Raw genomic sequence first — 20,752 nt, forward strand, 5'->3', positions numbered from 1 at the left:
TATGCACATATTTGATTGATTAACCGTAGTCTCCCCATGAAGACGCGCCATGGCGCGTCTCTACGTTTCGTTTAATAAACTCTATTCATTGCAACCCAAGTCTTAACTACGAGCCGTAAATCTTCAGGCAAGCTGTTTTGAGAGAAATCGTTATACCGTACAGTACCTTTAGAACTAGTCAGAGTGTAAGTAATGTAATCAGCACCACCTCTAGTTGCTGGATAGTCCAAATTATTGAACACATCCCCTTCTTGCCTTAGTAACTGCTGAAACCTCCGTACCTGTTCCAAAGGAATGCGATGGACGCTACGTTCGGAGTCATTCGCATCACCAATCCGAACGCGAATTAAACGCCCGTCATCCAGTAGAACTGTTTCATAGGTTCTACCAGCGATACCCCCAGTAGCAATTTGCCGGAAAACAATACCCCGCTCCAACGGTGTTGGCAACTCACTTCGTGGTATGAGAACTGATTGAAAACCGTTGTTATTAGCAATTGAGCTCGCTCTTTCATCAAAGATTGCAGTACCCGATTCCCCAACACGGTAAATCAAAACCTGTTGACCATCACTCACAGTGACTCTCCAACCGGGTACAACAGTTGCTGCACATAAAGCGAGTGGATCTGGTATCCCCAAACAACTATCAGGCCACTGCTGTCTATCAACTTCAACTATCCGCAACTCTGAAACTGGCAATCCAGAACGCTCAGAAGCTCTCACTAAAATTCTCTCAGCAAGACGTCTTGGCAGATTAACATTGGGTGTTTCACCGTACTGTTGGGTGTTGAGCCTAACTTCTCTAGCATTGGGATGGGCATGGAATACTAAAGTTTCCCTGCCAGTTGCCACACGCACCTTCCAAGCTCTGATAGCAATTTCAGTACAAGTCTCGCCAGGACGAGGCAGATTTAAACAACCATCAGTAGTCACTTGTTCGGCGTCAACAATGCGTAGTTGAGGAATTGCCAATCCAGTAAAATTCGATGCCGCTTCCAAGACAACATTGCTCACTCTTTGAGGCAATCTACCATCTTTGATATCACTTTCCCTTGGATTGAGCCTCACAGCAGAACCCGTTGTATTGGTGTGATAAACCAACCTTTGTTCTGCTGCACCCACAACTAAACGCCAACCAGGTACTACAGCTTGAGCGCAGTTTTCACCCGACTTTGCTAAATTCAAACAACCATTGTTCCAAGTTCTTTTATCAACTTGAACGATCGCTAATTCCTCAACTGGTAATTCCAAACGTCCGGATGCAGTTTGTAGAACGGCATTTTTCACAGAATTGGGCAAATTGCTTTGAACTTGCTTCGCCAAACGGATGTAACGCCCAGTGCTATTGGTGTGATAAGTCCAGTTTTGGCTGCCATCAGAAAGGAGCACTCGCCAACCAGGGACTCTAGCTTGGGTGCAAAGTTCGTTAGGGGTTGGTAAATTCAAGCATCCGTTGCGCCAAATACGCTGGCTGGAATCAATGATTTCTAGATTTTTAATAGGGATGCGATTTTTACTGGCTACATCTCGCTTAACTGCAGAAGCTACTGAAGTTGGCAAGCGGTCTTTTTTAGTATTTTGCTTGAGAGATTTATTTGGTTTTGCAGAGGAAACCTTTGCCGGAGCCGCAGTTACACCTTCAGGTACTGCGATCGCCCCTCCAACAGACAAAATGCTAGATAATACTAAGGCAGTCAAAATCTGCGCTTGTTTTGTAGTACTATAAATTGTAGGTATGTGTCTCATGGTAATATTCGAGCAATAATTATTATTAGGACGTTGCACGCAACGCCCACCTACTCGTAAGTAGTTATCAGTGAAAAGGCAAAAACTAATAACTATGTAGCTATCAGTTAAAAATCACGTCATCCCACAGCAGCGCTCTTGGAGATGGCAGTCTTATGTATCTTCTCAACCAGATACCGCTATGGACGCTAGGAAACTTGCTATTTGTTCCTCACGTTTTTTACTGTAAATTCAAACAAACTAACTTCTCAACACTTCCCTAGTCACTGGTCACTGGTCACTGGTCACTGGTCACTGGTCACTGGTCACTGGTCACTGGTCATTATGTTGATCGAATCGAATGGTACAAGCAGCCCAGTTTTTCAGATCCGGCGCAAGCCAAACAAGCTTTTGCAAAATTTCATCATTAACCCACAACACCAAAGGGCATTGAAACCGTTTTCGCAACTCATCTCGCATCACGTTTGTAGAGACAATGAGTTGATTGATAGCAACCACCGATTCTAACCCTTTGACTATTAAAACTTCAGGTCGATCGCCACCAAGGATATCAGTAACAGTTGTATAAAAAGTTTCAGAAGAAGGTGGGAGAGCAATTTCTTTGATTTCGGTCGAACAAAATTCTTTTAATAAATGGAGTATTTGTGTCTGCTTCATAGTGGAGTGACAGCAGGCTAAAAGCAATGAAAACTCTCCTTGAGAAACCTGAATTGCTCTTACAAGCCTCTGAGTGGGAACTGTAACGTTGACTTTACTGTCTCGTGAATGAACCAAGCCGATCATTATACTTTTCCAAATTTTGTTTTAATAAGCTAAATTTACCAGCAAAATAACTCGACCACATTTAGGCAAGCACTGAAATATTTGTATTCAAAGTTACAAACTATGTTAAAAATACATAATTTTTTAGTTAATTTTTTGAACAATAAGCACAGGTGTTAACCTCATATTTACTGATTCAAATTTATGTTGTTATAAGCTTAAAATACACAACAGGAATCACCTATTTCGTAACAGGAACAAAACTTAACATCTGATTAAAATATTTATATCGTCAATAGGCTTCAATGATAAAAAACTTTTTGATTAACTTGTGTAATGCAGTACCTACACGGGTAAGGCAAGCACGTGCAAACCGAGGATTCTTTGCATTCTTGGTTGTGTTGGGCGTCTTAACTACAGTGATGTTGTCAGTTCCCTCATCCGCTCAAAATAATTTTCGTCCGCAGACATTTGAGTTACGCGGAGTTTGGTTAACGAATATAGACAGTGACGTGTTGTTCGATCGCTATCGGCTTCAAGGTGCTTTGCAAACTCTGAAAAACTTAAACTTCAATACGGTGTATCCGACTATTTGGAATTGGGGGTATACGCTGTATCCAAGTAAGGTAGCACAAAAAGTTATTGGCCGATCGCTTGACCCAGTTCCCGGACTGCAAGGTCGAGATATGCTCAAGGAAGTTGTTGAAGTTGGTCATGGAAAAGGCTTAACAGTCATTCCATGGTTTGAGTTTGGCTTTATGGCACCAGCCGATTCACAATTAGCTAAAAATCGTCCGCAATGGCTCACAAGTCGTCGAGATGGCAGCAAAATTTGGAAAGAAGGCATCCACGATCGAGTTTGGTTAAATCCCTTCCTTCCACAAGTGCAACAATTTATACAAGAATTAATCGTTGAAGCCGTAAAAAACTACAATATTGACGGTATCCAATTCGACGATCATTTTGGCTTACCTTCGGAATTGGGATATGACCCCTATACAGTAGCTTTGTATAAAAAAGAACATAATGGAAAAACTCCTCCAGAAAATTCAAAAGACCCTGAATGGGTACAGTGGAGAGCAAATAAAATTACTGACTACATGAAACGCGTTTTTACGGCTATCAAAGCAGTTAAGAAAAAATGCTTGGTTTCAGTAGCACCAAATCCCCAACGTTTCTCCTACGAATTTTTCTTAGCAGATTGGGCGCGTTGGGAAAGGATGGGGCTGATTGAAGATTTAGTTATCCAAGTCTACCGCAATGACCTAGATGTCTTTGTTAGCGAATTAGAATACCCAGAAGTCAAAACAGCCCGGAGTCATATTCCTGTCAGTATTGGAATTATTAGTGGATTGAAAGGCAAATATGTTCCCGTGCGACAAATCCAGACTCAAGTCCAAAAAGTAAGAGAACGTAAATTTGCTGGAGTTTCCTTCTTTTTCTATGAAACCCTCTGGAACATGGCTAGTGAAAAGCCGCAACAGCGACAGTTAGCCTTTAAAAATATCTTTCCTCAACCCGTCGCTTACCCAAATCTGCTTGCAGGGTGGAAACCATAATGAGGTTAGTTGTTAGTGGTTAGTGGTTAGTTGTTAATAGCAAACAACAACTATCAACTATCAACTATCAACTAACCACTAACAATTCCTAGCCAATTCCTAAACGTCCGGCTAAAGCAGGAGATAAAGGGAGCAGAGTTGCTACCATCAAGAACAACGCTAACAGACCCAAAGCCGCGCGTGCATCATCTGGTTCGCTGAGTTCATTTAAGCTAGGACGTTCCAAATCTCTTTGCAAAAATAGAATGACTATTGCCCAGTACATAGCCAGAGGAGTTCCTAGAGAGACTAACGCAAGCAAAATTAATGTTGCGATTGTTGCTCTTCCGGCAATTTTGCGCCCGTAAATGGCTTGTACGATGCGACCACCATCTAGTTGACCTGCTGGCATTAAATTAAGAGCAGTGATGACTAACCCCAGCCAACCAACAACGACTAGAGGATGTATATCTACTGTGGGAGACTGTAAAGCAGATCCAAGAATAACCCGTGCTAGAGTGCCTACCAAAATCGAACTGGAAAAAAATTCGTTTGGTAGTTGAAACAAACTGCCTGGATGGGAAAGTAGTAACCCTGTCACCAGCATTAAGAGAGAAATAATTCCCCCTGTGGCGGGCCCTGCTAGAGCAATATCAAATAGAACCTTACGGTTGGGTATTAAAGATTCAAACCGGGTAATTGCACCAAATGAACCAATTTGCACCGCCGGGAGAAAGTAAGGCAAACTCAGGCGGACTTGATGACGGCGAGCAAGTAACCAATGGCCAATTTCATGAGCTACCAAAATTGTGATAATACCTGTGCTAATAGGCAAAGCTTCCGGAAACCGTCCTGGAGTCGAGAAGAAATCAAAATTCAGTAACAATCCACCTGTTTCCAGGCTTGTAACGATGGTTGCTAGCACCAAGATAACTCCAAAGATTTTTTGCGGTATTGTCATTGGACGGGGATCGTTACGGGATGGAAGGACAATCATCACAGGTTTGCCATCTGTGTTTTCCACTAAAAACAGGCGGTACTTATTTCCTAGGCGTTCTTGTAAACTTTCACTCAACTGAGTGTGTACTTTCTCTGCATCTCCTCTAAGATTACCTTTAAAGATGGCACCTTCTTGGTAAGCGATCGTTTCTGTCGCAAAAAAGGTATCTATACCAAAGATACTTCTGATAACACTCAAATCTTCTTCTGGAATTGGCATTACCTCAAGTTGGAGTTGAGCAGCAGTAGCCGGATTAGTGGAGTTATCTGTGGTACCAGGTTCTTTTGAGGTTTCAGATGCTAGCCTTTCAGTTGCCCGTTGTCTGAGAATCGCATCTTGACCAGCAGCGCGTAGCTGTCTCCCGAGATAAATGTACACTCCCGCAGAAACTATCAACAAGAACAAAATACTCACTATGTTGATATAGACTCCTGCGGCAAACAACCCAAAAAACAATAACCAGGGAGTCATCAGCACGACCGACTGTAACCAGGCGAGAATTCCTAGTTTGCCATATGGTCTAGCGCGGTAAAAGCCCCAACCCAAGATTCCAAAAGCGACTAGCACAATTGTGGCAATAATAGGTGTTTCTGATGAATTTAACATTTTTTCTTAATCCTTCTGAAACCAAGCCTGAATAAGTCAGTTGTTCACGGATAATAATAATTTATAACGATGCGTCCCATATTTGAGAGTGGGGAGGGAAGAGGAGGGGAAATTGAGAGATTGGAAAGGTGGATTCTACAGAAAATTGTATCCACTAAAGAATGAACTTATGTTAAAGAGTTTGAAGGTTCTGCGTAAAACTCGCAACTGAAGCAGAAGAAGTAGGCAGAGGTCAGTTTGGCTACTAGTCAATGTACTTCATCGCTTTTAACTTTAGGGGCAACACCAAACCATGAGCAATTCATCTGTGTTAAACCTTTTTCAAACTCTAGATAGCACCAAAGGTCGTTATATTTTCGGTGGACTCAACGACCAATTTGGTTTCTCAGTTAGCGGGATTGGCGATATCAATGGAGATGGTATCAGCGATTTTGCAATTGGGGCACGTTATGCTTCTTCCGGTACAAAAGACTCAGCAGGTTACATTCAAGATGATAAATTTGGTAAGACATATGTAATTTTTGGTGGTACAGACAAGGGACTTGGAAGTGGAAACAGTATTGACCTTAATTCTCTTAACGGTACCAATGGTTTTGTCATTGTTGGTACTCAAGGTCAGGAGCGTGTAGGTCAGTCAGTTAGCGGCGCGGGGGACGTTAATGGCGATGGCATTGACGATTTGATTGTTGGTTCATATGCCAAAAACATTTTTGAATTTACAAACCCCAGCACTAACCAAAAAGACACTCTTTTGAGCGATGGTCGAGCTTATGTAATTTTCGGTAAAAAGGGAGAATTTTCTCCTACCCTTAATCTTAACGAAATCACTACTGATAAAGAGTATCAGACAGGGCTGAAAGAGACGCAAAACGCAGACTATACCAAAGGGTTTTCTATAAGGAGTTTCTTTGGCAATGAACAACAAGGACTTGTCGGGTTCTCCGTCAGTTCTGCTGGAGATATCGATAAGGATGGATTTGATGACTTAATTGTTGGAGCTCCCGGTCCTAATGACACTTGGGGTAAAAATAGTACTCTTCCTGGCGAAGCATGGATCGTGTTTGGATTCAACCCAAATGCTAACTATTTGAAAACAGAAACTCCTGCTGATCGCGAACGCCAATTCTATAAGAATCTTCGTGTAACTTACATTGATGGCATTACTGAAAAAAACCGCACAGGTAATTCGGTTAGCCAAGCTGGTGATATTAACGGTGACGGTACTCCCGATCTCATTATTGGAGCGCGGGATGCAAACGGGAATTCAGGAGAGAGTTATGTGGTCTTTGGTGGGAAGCATATTATCCCTGGCTATACTCAAGATTCCTATGCATCTGACTCTGTAAAAAAATCTTTCGATCTTAAAGACCTTAATGGCAAAAATGGATTCAAAATTGTCGGTAGTAGTGACAGCCGCTCGGGTTGGGCTGTGAGTGGTGCGGGTGATGTCAACGGAGATGGTTACGATGACTTAATTATTGGAGTTCCCTATATTAAGGCTTCTCCCACCAATCAAGATAACCCAACTAACCCTAACTATTCAGGCAACAGTTATGTAGTCTTTGGAGGTAAGGATGGTTTTCCTGCTGTTGTTGACCCTTCTCAATTCACTTCTTCTCTTAAAGGCAAGGGCTTTGTTATCAATGGTAAGAACGGAGGAGACGGGTTGGGGTTCTCAGTTAGTAGCGCGGGAGATTTTAATGGAGATGGTATTGATGATTTGCTAGTTGGAGCTCCTTTTGCTGATGCAGAAAGTTTGTTTGGAGATGCAGGTGCAACCTATGTTATCTACGGTAGTAAGAATATTGGTGCTAATAGTTCCCTAGATGTCTCTTCACTCAATGGTAATAATGGCTTTGTTATCAATGGCACTTCTTCCGAAGATAACCTTGGTTGGTCTGTTAGCAGCACGGGAGATGTCAATAAAGATGGCTTTGACGATCTGATTGTTGGTGCTCCAGAACTCGGTAAAGCCTACCTTATCTTTGGTAAGGCAACTTCAGCATCAAACCTTACGATCTCCCAAGCTAGTACTGATATTAGTACCGCAAGCATTGATGTTGTCTCTACCTCCGGTTTTGAAGGAAACTTGATTTCAGTAGTAAATTTCTTGGGTTAATCAAACTCCTTGTAACGCCATCTCAAGTTGTCGTATCCCCTCTGTTCCGCCTGTCCTCTGCCAATGCGGTTTAAACCGCACCGTCTACACGGTGTCTAAAATCGCGCCGGGTAGGAATCCCCAACAGAAGTGAGCACTTCCCGCCTCTGCCTCCAGCAAAGCTGCCTTCTTCAAGTATAAATAATTACTATTTTCAGGGATAAGAGTTTTTTGTAAATCCTCGAATTCCTCTCAATTTGCTTGTAGGACATCTTTTCTTATCCCAAGCTAGTAATATCTGAGATAAAAATCATACATAATTTATTGTGATAATTCTGAAAAAAATTTGTTTTTCTCAAAGAATCTATAAGTATTTGTACTTTTATGTATTAATATAAAATAAAAGATAAAAAGTAACGTTAAGTAAACTTTGGCGAAATTGCATAAGATCGAAAAGGAAATATCTATAGAGCATGTGTTTAGCTCAAAGGATATCCTCCTTAAAGTCTAGAGTGTAAAGCCTTTTTCAATCGAATTAAAGAGGAAAATAGGGGAGTGAATTCGCAAACCCTTACACAAAATCAAAAGAATCGACGCTACGATCCAGAAGCGATCGCCCGCCACTATCGCTATCGCCCCTGGCTGGGTTTGTCAAGGGCAGTGACAATTGTTTGGTCTTTCGTTTGGTTTATACTTTGTCTTAAGTGGGATGAATGGCAAAATCAAGAGGAGCAAAACAAGCTAAAGCGAGCTACTCAATTGCGGCAGTTACTCACCCGCTTAGGTCCAACTTTTATTAAAGTAGGTCAAGCTCTTTCAACGCGACCAGACCTATTACGCAAAGACTACTTGGACGAACTGGTAAAGCTGCAAGACCAGTTACCGCCTTTTGACAATGCGATCGCTTACCGAATTATCGAAACTCAACTAGAGCGATCGATAGATGAAATCTTTAGTGAGTTGTCGCCACATCCTGTAGCAGCGGCTAGTTTGGGACAAGTTTACCGAGGTCGGTTGGTAACAGGTGAAGAAGTGGCAGTAAAAGTGCAACGCCCCAATTTACGCCCAGTTCTCTCGCTAGACCTTTATCTCATGCGTTGGGTAGCAAGTTGGATAAGCCCTTGGTTGCCCCTCAACCTCGGTCACGACCTCACAATGATAGTGGACGAGTTTGGCACAAAGTTATTTGAAGAAATTGATTATCTCAACGAAGCCCGCAATGCCGAAAAATTTGCCACCAACTTCCGCAACGACCCTCAAGTTAAAGTACCAACTATATATTGGCGCTATACCAATCTCCGAGTTTTGACCTTAGAGTGGATTGACGGTTTTAAACTAACAGATACTAAGAGTATTCGTGCGGCAGGTTTAGACCCAGAGGCAATCATTCAAATTGGTGTGACAGCTGGTTTGCAACAGCTTTTAGAACATGGGTTCTTTCATGCTGACCCCCATCCAGGCAATTTATTTGCTATGCCCGATGGTCGTATGGCTTATATTGACTTTGGAATGATGGATCAGTTGAATGAAACGACCAAAGAAAATCTAGTAGATGCTGTTGTGCATCTAGTCAACAAAGATTATAGCGACTTGGCAGAAGATTATGTAAAGTTGGGTTTTCTTACCCCAGATACAGATATTCACCTTATTATACCAGCATTAGAAGCGGTCTTAGGGGATGCCATTGGGAAAAATGTTGGAGATTTTAACTTCAAAACTATCACTGACAATTTCTCGGAACTAATGTATGAGTACCCTTTCCGAGTACCTGCTCAATTTGCTTTGATTATTCGTTCTTTGGTGACACAGGAAGGAATTGCCCTTAGCTTGAATTCAGACTTCAAAATTGTTGAGGTAGCGTATCCCTACGTAGCAAGACGATTGCTCACAGGAGAATCTCCCCAATTACGGCGGCGGTTGCTGAATGTGCTTTTTAAGGATGGCAAATTCCAGTGGCAAAGATTGGAGAGTTTGCTTGCGATCGCCCGAACTGATGATAACTTTGATGTGTTACCCACAGCCCAATTAGGGTTCCAATACTTGCTGTCGGAGGAAGGCAAGTTTCTTCGCAGACAGTTAGTCCTTGCGCTGACTGAAGACGATCGCCTGCATACTGAAGAAGTTCAAAAGCTGTGGAATTTAGTGAAAGATGATATCCAACCAGCCCGCCTATTAAATGTAGCAATTGGAGTGTTAACAGAATTATCAAGGGATACAGTAGCTTCCATATTGCCAAAAGCTGCGGCAGCTTTTAGTAGTAGCAAAACATAAACATTGCTAGTTGCTAATGGCTAATAGCTAATGGTAAGAGTGCAAATAGCACTTAACAATGAGCATTCTCACTTCAGGAGTTTTCATGTACTACTATCCTCAACACCCACCTTACTTTTTATTGGTAGTCGGACTTTTTGCAGCACTTGTTTCAGGTCTAGCCTTAACTGGAACATTAAAATTAATAGTACAAAAATGGCAAAGCGATGGTGCAGAAACTTCTGGTTCTCAAATTTCCGTCAAACAATTGTCAGTACCATTTCTAGGAATAACAGCAGGTGTATGTCTGTTTCTTTGTTCGGGCTTTGAGATCTTTGGTTTCCCACCCTTTCTTGCCTATGCAGTTGGTTTACCAGTCGCCATTCTAACTTGCTTGCTTGTTTGGTTGCAATTGGGAAGTATGCTGGCTTATGTTGAACGTCAAGGAATGCGATCGTTAGATTTAGATTCTTTGCCCTAAACATATTGTAGGAAGTTAGGAACAAGAGGGTGGGCGCATTATTGTCCACTCTGCTTAGCTAAAACCAAAAGAAGCCTCTCACTCAGTCCGCAAGGACGAGTGATGAGATGAATTTTGGGGCAATCAGGTTGCGTCTCCCGACCTATGTTCATCGTAGATGGACGCGGGAGTGGAGACAGCAACCTGATTGCCAATTTCTGTATTGGGGAGACGGTCAATCCAGTCCTCAACCATGGAAGTGATTGTTTTATCCTTACTTGCTGCATATAATCTCAGCTTATTTAATCTCCCTTGTTGATATTCTTAAGTTTAATCTTGATTCTTTCATAACGGGTAGTCAACGTCTTCCCCGCAATGTTAACTTGAACGAAGGAAGAAGAAAGAAGAAAGAAGGAAGAAGTTTTGTTTTGAGATGGGGATTCAGACTCAAGATAAGAACGGGCAACCCTAAGGGGATGGGGTTTTAAACCCCTATAGAAAGAAGTTTGTTCGCGAAGCGTGCCGTCTTCGGCATAGAAATTCCAACTTCGGTCCTTCCTTCAAACTTCTTCCTTCGGATAAAAGGGTGATGGTAAAGCTTAAATTGCTAACCACATACTGCACCTTGACAACTGAAGATAGGGGGTTTTACCGGGAAGTGCGGTCTTAATACGCTATATGCTGACTACAGCCTCCGGTATGTAAAATCTTCAAGGAATGTAGGTAATCTTGTTTGCTTGTCATTCAAGGGTCGGGCAGGATACGTACCTGACCTTAAACAGCCGTACCGGGAAACAGTTGGAGTACTGGGAAGGAAGTTCTGGAAAGATAAAATCTGCCAGAAGCCTACACTTACTGCGCGGCAGTTGTGTAGGAGTATCACTTCATCATGTATAAGAAGTTAAAAATCTTCAATGCTGTTATCTAGAGCATCGGTAAAGTAGTGAAAAAGGGGGCAAAAAACCTGGGTTCTATCTGTTGCAAAGCTTGATATTTCATTGATTCAGCTTCAAGAAAGCAGTTTTTTTTACCCGCATATTGAATAGAAAAACAAAAGCAGATCCTAAACTCATGGTTAGGATCTGCTTTTGTTAGATATATAAACCTGGCACCGAGCTATTTTCGCGGGCAGCAACCCGCCAACTATCGTCGCCGCATCAATGTTTCACAACTGAGTTCGGGATGGGGTCAGAGTGGGTCCACCGAGCCATAGGCACCAGGTAAGACAGTGAGCAGTGACCAGTGAGCAGTGACCAGTAAAGAAAGTTTACTCAGATCGCTGTGAAGATTTCGCATCACTGATCGCTCAATCAAAACCCTGAAGACTGCACAGAAACGCGAATTGAAGCCATGACAGCGAACATTAACCATAACTCAGTTTTTCACTGGTCACTGGTCACTGGTCACTGGTCACTGAACAGAGGTCAAGACCTCGGTCTGTTAGGACAGCTTGGCTAAATACATTACTGTATGTACACCGACTGCCTATGAACAGGTGTTCTACCTGTGACCTTAACTACTTATAGTAGTGAGAGCACTCATCTTGAGGTGGGCTTCCCACTTAGATGCTTTCAGCGGTTATCCGCTCCGCACATGGCTACCCAGCGTCTACCATGGGCATGATAACTGGTACACCAGCGGTGCGTTCCTCCCGGTCCTCTCGTACTAAGGAGGACTCCTCTCAATGCTCTAACGCCTGCACCGGATATGGACCGAACTGTCTCACGACGTTCTGAACCCAGCTCACGTACCGCTTTAATGGGCGAACAGCCCAACCCTTGGGACGTACTTCCGCCCCAGGTTGCGATGAGCCGACATCGAGGTGCCAAACCTCCCCGTCGATGTGGACTCTTGGGGGAGATCAGCCTGTTATCCCTAGAGTAACTTTTATCCGTTGAGCGACGGCCATTCCATTCTGCGCCGTCGGATCACTAAGACCGTGTTTCCACCCTGTTCGAGTTGTAACTCTTACAGTCAAGCTCCCTTATTGCCTTTACACTCAACGCACGGTTTCCAAGCGTGCTGAGGGAACCTTTGTGCGCCTCCGTTACCTTTTAGGAGGCGACCGCCCCAGTCAAACTGCCCATCTGAAACTGTCTCCCGATTGGATTCACAATCGTGGGTTAGAATCCTAGCTTCGCTAGAGTGGTATCTCACCGTTGGCTCCATACTCCCCACAAGGAATACTTCTACGCCTCCCACCTATGCTGCGCAAGCCAAGCCCGGACCCAATTCCAGACTACAGTAAAGCTTCATAGGGTCTTTCTGTCCTGGTGCAGGTAGTCCGTATCTTCACAGACATTCCTATTTCGCCGAGTCTCTCTCTGAGACACCATCCAGATCGTTACGCCTTTCGTGCGGGTCGGAACTTACCCGACAAGGAATTTCGCTACCTTAGGACCGTTATAGTTACGGCCGCCGTTCACCGGGGCTTCAGTCGTCAGCTTCAAAGTTTCCTCCTGACCAACTTCCTTAACCTTCCGGCACTGGGCAGGCGTCAGCCCCCATACTTCCAATTGCTTGTTTGCGGAGACCTGTGTTTTTGGTAAACAGTCGCCTGGATCTCTTCACTGCGGCCAGCTCTCGCTGGCACCCCTTCTTCCGAAGTTACGGGGCCATTTTGCCGAGTTCCTTAGAGAGAGTTATCTCGCGCCCCTGAGTTTTCTCAACTTCCCCACCTGTGTCGGTTTCGAGTACGGGTTTGATGCTTTCATCATCAGCAGAGCTTTTCTTGGCACTATCCTTCACAACTCGGCATCCTTAGACACCTCCCAATCCATTCAGGGCGTTGCTATCTTTCATGCGTCTTCTGCCGACTCCCACTTCAAAGTGAGGGATTGTTCACCCTCTGTCCATCGACTACGCTTTTCAGCCTCGCCTTAGGTCCCGACTAACCCAGAGTGGACGAACCTGCCTCTGGAACCCTTGGGGTTTCGGGGCTAGGGATTCTTACCCTAGTTTGCGCTACTCAAGCCGACATTCTCACTTCCGTCTCGTCCACAGCTGCTTGCCGCTACTGCTTCTACCGAAGACGGAACGCTCCCCTACCAGTTCAGTTCAACAGTGACCAGTGAGCAGTGACCATTTTTTTCTTTCTGGTCACTGTTCACTGGTTACTGGTCACTGAAATCCACAGCTTCGGTACATCTCTTAGTCCCATTCATTTTCGGCGCAGGAGCGCTTGACCAGTGAGCTATTACGCACTCTTTCAAGGATGGCTGCTTCTAGGCAAACCTCCTGGTTGTCTATGCACTCCCACCTCCTTTACCACTTAGAGATGATTTTGGGACCTTAGCTGGTGGTCTGGGCTGTTTCCCTCTTGACGATGAAGCTTATCCCCCACCGTCTCACTGGTAACTTTACCACTGAGTATTCAGAGTTTATCTCGATTTGGTACCGGTCTCCCAGCCCGCACCGAAATAGTGCTTTACCCCTCAGTTTTTTTTGTTACCGCTGCGCCTCAACACATTTCGGGGAGAACCAGCTAGCTCCGAGTTCGATTGGCATTTCACCCCTAACCACACCTCATCCGCCGATTTTTCAACATCGGTCGGTTCGGACCTCCACTTGGTTTTACCCAAGCTTCATCCTGGACATGGTTAGATCACCCGGGTTCGGGTCTATAAATACTGATCATACGCCCTGTTCAGACTCGCTTTCGCTTTGGCTTCATCTGTGACTTAACCTACCAGTACCTATAACTCGCCGGCTCATTCTTCAACAGGCACGCGGTCATCCGTTGAATCGGACTCCCACTGCTTGTAGGCTAACGGTTTCATGTTCTATTTCACTCCCCTCGACGGGGTTCTTTTCACCTTTCCCTCGCGGTACTTGTTCACTATCGGTCACACAGTAGTATTTAGCCTTACGAGATGGTCCTCGCTGATTCACATGGGATTCCTCGTGCCCCATGCTACTCGGGATGAAGCTACTATCCTTGAGTTTTTGACTACAGGACTTTCACCTTCTCTGGTGCAGTATTTCGCTGCTTCGTCTAACCGCTAGATTCGATCTTGCTTTCCCACGACCCCAAACTGCATGCAATTTGGTTTAGGCTCTTCCCCTTTCGCTCACCACTACTCAGGGAATCTCTGTTGATTTCTTTTCCTCCAGCTACTAAGATGTTTCAATTCACTGGGTTCGCTACTATTGTTTATTGGGTTGCCCCATTCGGACATCTCCGGCTCGATGCTTGCTTCCAGCTCCCCGGAGCTTTTCGTTGGTAACCACGTCCTTCTTCGCCTCTGTGTGCCTAGGTATCCACCATTAGCCCTGATTCTCTTGACCACTTTTTGGCTTTCTCTAGTTCACCGACCAATTCTCAGTTCTCAGTTTGAGAACAATCTCTCACTGGTCACTGGTTACTGGTCACTGACTCTTCGCGTCTCTATGCAGTTTTCAAGGTTCTGGCTGGTTTTTTCCCCAGCAGTCTTGCTCTTTGAGGAGACAAGTTGCTGAATCTTCCCATTCGCTCGGATGAATTGATGATTTAGCTTTGAATTGCCCTCAAGTGCATTGCAAACACTATTTTTTCAGTGCTCCGGCTCCAGTTCTTTCCACTGGTCAGGAGTCACTGAACGAACCGATCTCTAGTTTGAAAGCCAATTTCCTTTTTTCCTCGCACGACCTGGGATGTCCCTTCAATTTCTCTGATTCCTCAGTTCTCCGTGACCATCTTTCACTGGTCACTGAGAACTGATGACTACAAAACTGAAAAGTTGGTCTCCCTAAAAGGAGGTGATCCAGCCACACCTTCCGGTACGGCTACCTTGTTACGACTTCACCCCAGTCACCAGTCCTGCCTTCGGCATCCTCCTCCACGAATGGTTAGAGTAACGACTTCGGGCACTACCAGCTTCCATGGTGTGACGGGCGGTGTGTACAAGGCCCGGGAACGAATTCACTGCAGTATGCTGACCTGCAATTACTAGCGATTCCACCTTCACGCAGGCGAGTTGCAGCCTGCGATCTGAACTGAGCCATGGTTTGTGAGATTTGCTTGCATTCACATGCTTGCTGCCCTCTGTCCATAGCATTGTAGTACGTGTGTAGCCCAGGACGTAAGGGGCATGCTGACTTGACGTCATCCCCACCTTCCTCCGGTTTGTCACCGGCAGTCTCCTTAGAGTTCCCAACTTAATGATGGCAACTAAGTACGAGGGTTGCGCTCGTTGCGGGACTTAACCCAACATCTCACGACACGAGCTGACGACAGCCATGCACCACCTGTGTTCGCGCTCCCTAAGGCACTCGAAAGTTTCCCTCCGATTCGCGACATGTCAAGCCCTGGTAAGGTTCTTCGCGTTGCATCGAATTAAACCACATACTCCACCGCTTGTGCGGGCCCCCGTCAATTCCTTTGAGTTTCACCGTTGCCGGCGTACTCCCCAGGCGGGATACTTAACGCGTTGGCTCCGGCACTACGCGGGTCGATACGCGTAACGCCTAGTATCCATCGTTTACGGCTAGGACTACTGGGGTATCTAATCCCATTCGCTCCCCTAGCTTTCGTCCCTCAGTGTCAGTAATAGTCCAGCAGAGCGCTTTCGCCACCGGTGTTCTTCCTGATCTCTACGCATTTCACCGCTACACCAGGAATTCCCTCTACCCCTACCTTACTCTAGTCTCTCAGTTTCCACTGCCCTTATCTAGTTGAGCCAGACGCTTTGACAGCCGACTTGATAAACCACCTGCGGACGCTTTACGCCCAATCATTCCGGATAACGCTTGCATCCTCCGTATTACCGCGGCTGCTGGCACGGAGTTAGCCGATGCTTATTCCTCAAGTACCTTCATTTTTTTATTCCCTGAGAAAAGAGGTTTACAACCCAAGAGCCTTCCTCCCTCACGCGGTATTGCTCCGTCAGGCTTTCGCCCATTGCGGAAAATTCCCCACTGCTGCCTCCCGTAGGAGTCTGGACCGTGTCTCAGTTCCAGTGTGGCTGATCGTCCTCTCAGACCAGCTACCGATCGCCGTCTTGGTGCGCTCTTACCACACCAACTAACTAATCGGACGCGAGCTCATCTTCAGGCAGCAAGCCTTTCACCCATGGGCACATCCGGTATTAGCAGCCGTTTCCAACTGTTGTCCCAGACCTGAAGCCAGATTCTCACGCGTTACTCACCCGTCCGCCACTAAACCCCTAAAGGTTCCGTTCGACTTGCATGTGTTAAGCATACCGCCAGCGTTCATCCTGAGCCAGGATCAAACTCTCCGTTTTGAAGTGTTCTTTTCGGTCAAACCATACTCAGGTATGTCTTGACATCTTGGCTTCTTATTTTTGTTTTGTTTTGGGTTTTTACCCGCAACTTAATTTCTTGACGAGGTTTTAAATTGCTTGGCTTCCAAACTATTGATTTATCGTGGTTCGGTTGTGTGACGCGGCGTTTCCTCTCGCTTCACACTTTATCCAAGATAACAACCCGTTTTGTGTTTGTCAAGGGTTTTCTCTAACTTTTTTGAAATTTCCTTTCGGAGGAGCTTGAAAGCCATAGCCATTAGTAGTTGCAAGGTTTATACATTTTTTCGCTTTCCCACTTAAACTAATTATATATCTGATGAAAAACAATGTAGAGACGTGCCCTAGCGCGTCGTGTGTAAGTCTTTTCAGGGTAAAGCAGTCGTTTAAGGGAAAAAATTGCATCAGCTAATCTTGACCTTGTAAAGAGTTCGCATCAGTTCCTTGGCGGTGAAAGGTTTGGACAAGAACGCTGAAACTCCACCGCTTTTTTCTACCTCCGCAAGAATTTCGCTATCTGCATATCCGCTTATTGATATGGTTTGCCGTCAGCGTTCAACAACGGCACAATGGTTGTATCTACCCAGTAATATGTTCCGTCTTTAGCACGGTTTTTGATTTCATCTTTCCAAACCCGTCCGCGAGAAATTGTTGCCCACATTTCCTTTTTTACAAAATTTCATAAAATATACAAATATTCATAATCTACTAGAGCATCGACCCACTAATCACAAAAACCCGGTTTCTTCGAGTTGAGCATACAAGATATCTAGCTTTTCAAGAGAAAAACCGGGTTTTTTGCCCCTTTTTAACTACTAGATCGGCGCTCTAGAAAGTTAATGATGAGGTTCCACAACCAGAAGATCTCAATTGAGACCCCAAAGGCGCAATTGTAGATGTAGATGCAGTCAAAATAATTTCTCCTTGAGGACTAATTGTCCATCCCGTAGCTTCCACAATAGATTTTGCCAGCAAATCGTCGGAATAACGGCTGACTGTAGTTGAAGTTGGAGATACTTGGTTATTAGGAGCGAGTGTAATCCAATCTGCGATCGCCGTCTCATTATTAAGTATTCCGTAAGGGTTAGACGGCAAACCACCACGTCCAGTAATAACAAATCTGCTTTCTTCTTGCGCTGTCATGTCTTGACAGCTTTGACTCAGCCTTGTATGAACAATTTCAGTTGGTAAATCAATTTGTCTTAAATTGGGATCGATGCTAAGAAGATCGATTTGAACCGTACCATCTAATCCAAAATCTGAACTAGCGTTGATGTCACTTAGAGATGTGAGATTGGACCTATTTTCCAATCCATAAATTCCAGAACTTACAATTGTGATTCTACCACCTTTACCTTGTTGGGCATTAGCAATGATGTTACTATCTTCATTAGAGAAACCAACAATAAAGCCATTAGGAATATTGATGGTAATATTACCTCCATTCCCATTACTTCCTGCGTTAGCAGATATTTGACTTTGGCGTCGCATTAGAATTACATCTTGCACTTGCAATTTAATATCTCCACCCTCACTAGATGCAGTTGCAGCTCGTAATTTCCCCCCATTATCTAAAAATACCGAGCGAGCTTGGATTTCTAAATTGCCTGCATCTTTTTGACCGCTACTAACGCTAACTTGTGCGCCATCTCGGACACTCAACTTTCCAGTTGTCAAATTAATATTTCCACTCTTTCCAGTAGACATTTCAGAAGTACTGGCATATATCCCACTAGCACCACCAACAGTACCAAGTCTAATCTCTGCCTCTGCTTTATCCCCGTCTTCAATTGCTGTTTGGTTAAAAATTTTGTCAAAATTGGGATTGCTACCTGAGATGTCAATGCGATCGCTTGCAATAATGGTAATATTACCAGCATCTCCACTTTTAGAAGCACTTGTGAGAAGTTTTCCACCCCCAGTTAATTCAACTCTCTTCGCATTCACAGCGATCGTACCACCTTTAAAATTCCCCTGACTTTCTGCCCTTAAACTCGCGCCATCTGCCACGCGTAAAGTTCCATTCGGGACATTAACACTAATATCGCCTGCCTGCCCGCCAGCATTTTTCTCTGTCGTTGTCATCAAAGTGCTGTATATTGCTGTTGATGAACGATTCTTGTTAGAGAATAAATCCGGTATTCTGCCAGAAATTTCTACTGTATCTATGCCATCAATTTGAATATCACCGGCATTACCACCTAAAGCATTTTTTGTTGTCAATTCCGAGCCAGCAGTTACAAAAACAGACTTCCCAGATATGTATATGTTGCCAGCGTTTCCTTCGGCTGGAAGGTAGTTTTCAGTAGCACCAATATTCGCGGAAATTAAGCTGCTTTTTATTAAGACTGAATCATAAGACTTTAATGTGATACTTCCAGAATCCCCTTTGATAAAACTTGTGGCGACAAGAGCGCTATTGTTTGTTAAGGAGAGAGACTCATCACCATGCAGTAAGATATTTCCTGCATTTCCGTTAAAACTGCTGGTGACAATAAACGCATTCTCTAAAGAAATGGAACCGTTGGCTTTAATTGATACATTTCCACTTCCACCTCGACCCCCATTAGTTGTGTAAGTAGAAATCACCTTATTATCATACACTGCTCCTTCGCCTCGCCCAATTAAAACGATTGAGCCATTGGCTTCCAATGATACGTTCCCACTACGTCCTCTTCCTGTAGTAGAGTTATTACTAAAGTTACTTGCATCAATTGCAGGTTTATCATCCGATCTCCTGTTACGAGGGACACTTTCATACAATGGATTATCTATCAGAATCTCACCAGCCTTAATATTGATGTTACCTGCATTACCGTTTCCTAAAGTACGGGTGCGAATTTGCCCGCCAGTAACCTCTACTTTACTCGCATTAATAGTAATGTTGCCTGCATTACCAATCGCATTAGTTTCTACAACATTTCTAACCTGGCTGTTCTGATTTACCTTCACAGTACCTGTGGAATTTAATGTAACATCTCGTGAAGTTGAACTTTCTGCACGGGATCTCGATCTAATGCCTGTAGAAATCAGACTCTCCCCAAAAATATTTATATCTTGAGCATTAATTGCTACACTACCCTGACCCTTACCAGTTACCTCAACTTTTGCCATATTAGTAAGTAATACATCTGATTTCTGTATATTCTCTGAGAAACGCAAATTAAATTGATTAGCGCTACCCAAAAGCTCTACTGTTCCTGTAACTGCTAATCCACCAAGTTCTATTTGACCATCTAACGCCTGGATATTAGCAGTATTTAAACTCACATTGCCACCTAAAAGTATCAAACTCTTGCCTTCCCTAACTGACAGAGATGCCCCATTCACTTGAATGCTGCCAATTGCTTGATTGGAAATTTGATTGAATAAAAAGGCATTAGGATTAACGCTTAACAATTGGGTTGGCAAAGGCTCTGTTGGTTTAGCGCTGAAAATGTCCCCATTACCCAAACGGATAGCATTTGCAGTTGTTCCGACAAATGAACCCATTACGTCCAAACGGGCTGTAGAACCAAAAAAAATACCATTAGGATTCATGAAAAACAGATTGGCATTACCCCCTGCAATACCAAGAGTCCCCAGAATTTGAGAGGGGTTTGCGCCTGTGACGCGAGTTAAAATATTCTCAACACCGTTTGGAAGAGTAAAGTAAGCTCCACGAACCGCGTCAATATTAAATTCCTGAAAGCTGTGCAGGAGGTTGGTTCCTTTGATGAGCCCGCCTGATATTTCTTCGCTTGGAACTCCTTTAATATCAACATTGGGAGTCACTATAGAATTTGAGGTACCCAAAGAGTTATCTGGGACTATATGACTTTGAGCCAATGCAAAACTTTCAGCGAAAGCAATAGTACCTCCCACGATTAACCCATTCACAAGTGTCACATAAGCGCCGCGCCAGCACCACCCACGAAAAACCGATCCCAACATTGCGAGCCTCCTAACTATGTGAAAGAGAATTGTATAAGAATGAAGCACTATTTTTTTTATGCAACCCCCTTAAGGATGAAATTTAGGTTATGAGTTTTAAATTTTTACCTCTCAATTCTTA

At 44.1% G+C, this 20,752-nt stretch carries 9 protein-coding genes and 3 rRNA genes; 4 read left to right on the forward strand and 8 right to left on the reverse strand.

Annotated features, from left to right (window positions below):
* Positions 1–71: 71 nt before the first annotated feature.
* Positions 72–1,784 carry a hypothetical protein gene (locus WA1_RS14450; RefSeq protein ID WP_272819135.1) on the reverse strand — a complete coding sequence of 571 codons (1,713 nt, stop codon included), beginning with the start codon at positions 1,782–1,784 and terminating at the stop codon, positions 72–74.
* 273 nt (positions 1,785–2,057) lie between these two features.
* Complete coding sequence (locus WA1_RS14455) at positions 2,058–2,528, reverse strand: hypothetical protein (RefSeq protein WP_017750021.1); 471 nt, start codon at positions 2,526–2,528, stop codon at positions 2,058–2,060.
* A gap of 284 nt (positions 2,529–2,812) precedes the next feature.
* On the opposite strand from WA1_RS14455, the gene WA1_RS14460 reads away from it, so the two are divergent.
* Positions 2,813–4,066 (forward strand): glycoside hydrolase family 10-like protein, encoded by a 1,254-nt coding sequence (locus WA1_RS14460; protein WP_017750020.1) that lies wholly within the window; start codon positions 2,813–2,815, stop codon positions 4,064–4,066.
* Positions 4,067–4,154: 88 nt separating this feature from the next.
* Here the strand turns inward: WA1_RS14460 and WA1_RS14465 are convergent, their stop codons facing one another.
* The gene (locus tag WA1_RS14465) at positions 4,155–5,651 is read right to left on the reverse strand and encodes a site-2 protease family protein (RefSeq protein WP_017750019.1); all 1,497 of its coding nucleotides are present in this window, start codon (positions 5,649–5,651) and stop codon (positions 4,155–4,157) included.
* A 292-nt stretch (positions 5,652–5,943) separates the two neighbouring features.
* On the opposite strand from WA1_RS14465, the gene WA1_RS14470 reads away from it, so the two are divergent.
* From WA1_RS14470 to WA1_RS14480, 3 genes are all read left to right on the forward strand, one after another.
* Entirely contained in the window at positions 5,944–7,770 is a 1,827-nt protein-coding gene (locus WA1_RS14470; RefSeq protein WP_017750018.1) for an integrin alpha, read from the forward strand.
* Between the two features lie 534 nt (positions 7,771–8,304).
* Complete coding sequence (locus WA1_RS14475; RefSeq protein WP_017750017.1) at positions 8,305–10,020, forward strand: ABC1 kinase family protein; 1,716 nt, start codon at positions 8,305–8,307, stop codon at positions 10,018–10,020.
* Between the two features lie 85 nt (positions 10,021–10,105).
* Positions 10,106–10,480 carry a hypothetical protein gene (locus tag WA1_RS14480; protein ID WP_026135373.1) on the forward strand — a complete coding sequence of 125 codons (375 nt, stop codon included), beginning with the start codon at positions 10,106–10,108 and terminating at the stop codon, positions 10,478–10,480.
* Positions 10,481–11,562: 1,082 nt separating this feature from the next.
* On the opposite strand, the gene rrf is transcribed toward WA1_RS14480, so the two are convergent.
* The 5 genes from rrf to WA1_RS14505 all read right to left on the reverse strand — a co-directional run bounded on the left by rrf (position 11,563) and on the right by WA1_RS14505 (position 20,631).
* Positions 11,563–11,680: ribosomal RNA gene (gene rrf / locus WA1_RS14485) — 5S ribosomal RNA — on the reverse strand.
* A 199-nt stretch (positions 11,681–11,879) separates the two neighbouring features.
* Positions 11,880–14,746, reverse strand: a 23S ribosomal RNA gene (locus tag WA1_RS14490).
* Between the two features lie 443 nt (positions 14,747–15,189).
* Positions 15,190–16,680: ribosomal RNA gene (locus tag WA1_RS14495) — 16S ribosomal RNA — on the reverse strand.
* Together the 16S, 23S and 5S rRNA genes form the textbook arrangement of a ribosomal RNA operon.
* A 547-nt stretch (positions 16,681–17,227) precedes the next feature.
* The gene (locus tag WA1_RS52765; RefSeq protein WP_017742463.1) at positions 17,228–17,359 is read right to left on the reverse strand and encodes a PAS domain-containing protein; all 132 of its coding nucleotides are present in this window, start codon (positions 17,357–17,359) and stop codon (positions 17,228–17,230) included.
* A gap of 167 nt (positions 17,360–17,526) precedes the next feature.
* Positions 17,527–20,631: a two-partner secretion domain-containing protein gene (locus tag WA1_RS14505; protein ID WP_017742464.1), complete on the reverse strand. Its 3,105-nt coding sequence runs from the start codon at positions 20,629–20,631 to the stop codon at positions 17,527–17,529.
* Positions 20,632–20,752: the final 121 nt, after the last annotated feature.

This window comes from Scytonema hofmannii PCC 7110 (assembly GCF_000346485.2).
Taxonomy (GTDB): Bacteria; Cyanobacteriota; Cyanobacteriia; order Cyanobacteriales; family Nostocaceae; genus Scytonema; species Scytonema hofmannii.

Coding starts and splice junctions, on each gene's coding strand:
- WA1_RS14460 (WP_017750020.1), top strand. CDS start 2,813: ATGATAAAAAACTTTTTGATTAACTTGTGTAATGCAGTACCTACACGG.
- WA1_RS14505 (WP_017742464.1), bottom strand. CDS start 20,631: ATGTTGGGATCGGTTTTTCGTGGGTGGTGCTGGCGCGGCGCTTATGTG.
- WA1_RS52765 (WP_017742463.1), bottom strand. CDS start 17,359: ATGTGGGCAACAATTTCTCGCGGACGGGTTTGGAAAGATGAAATCAAA.
- WA1_RS14480 (WP_026135373.1), top strand. CDS start 10,106: ATGTACTACTATCCTCAACACCCACCTTACTTTTTATTGGTAGTCGGA.
- WA1_RS14465 (WP_017750019.1), bottom strand. CDS start 5,651: ATGTTAAATTCATCAGAAACACCTATTATTGCCACAATTGTGCTAGTC.
- WA1_RS14455 (WP_017750021.1), bottom strand. CDS start 2,528: ATGATCGGCTTGGTTCATTCACGAGACAGTAAAGTCAACGTTACAGTT.
- WA1_RS14470 (WP_017750018.1), top strand. CDS start 5,944: ATGAGCAATTCATCTGTGTTAAACCTTTTTCAAACTCTAGATAGCACC.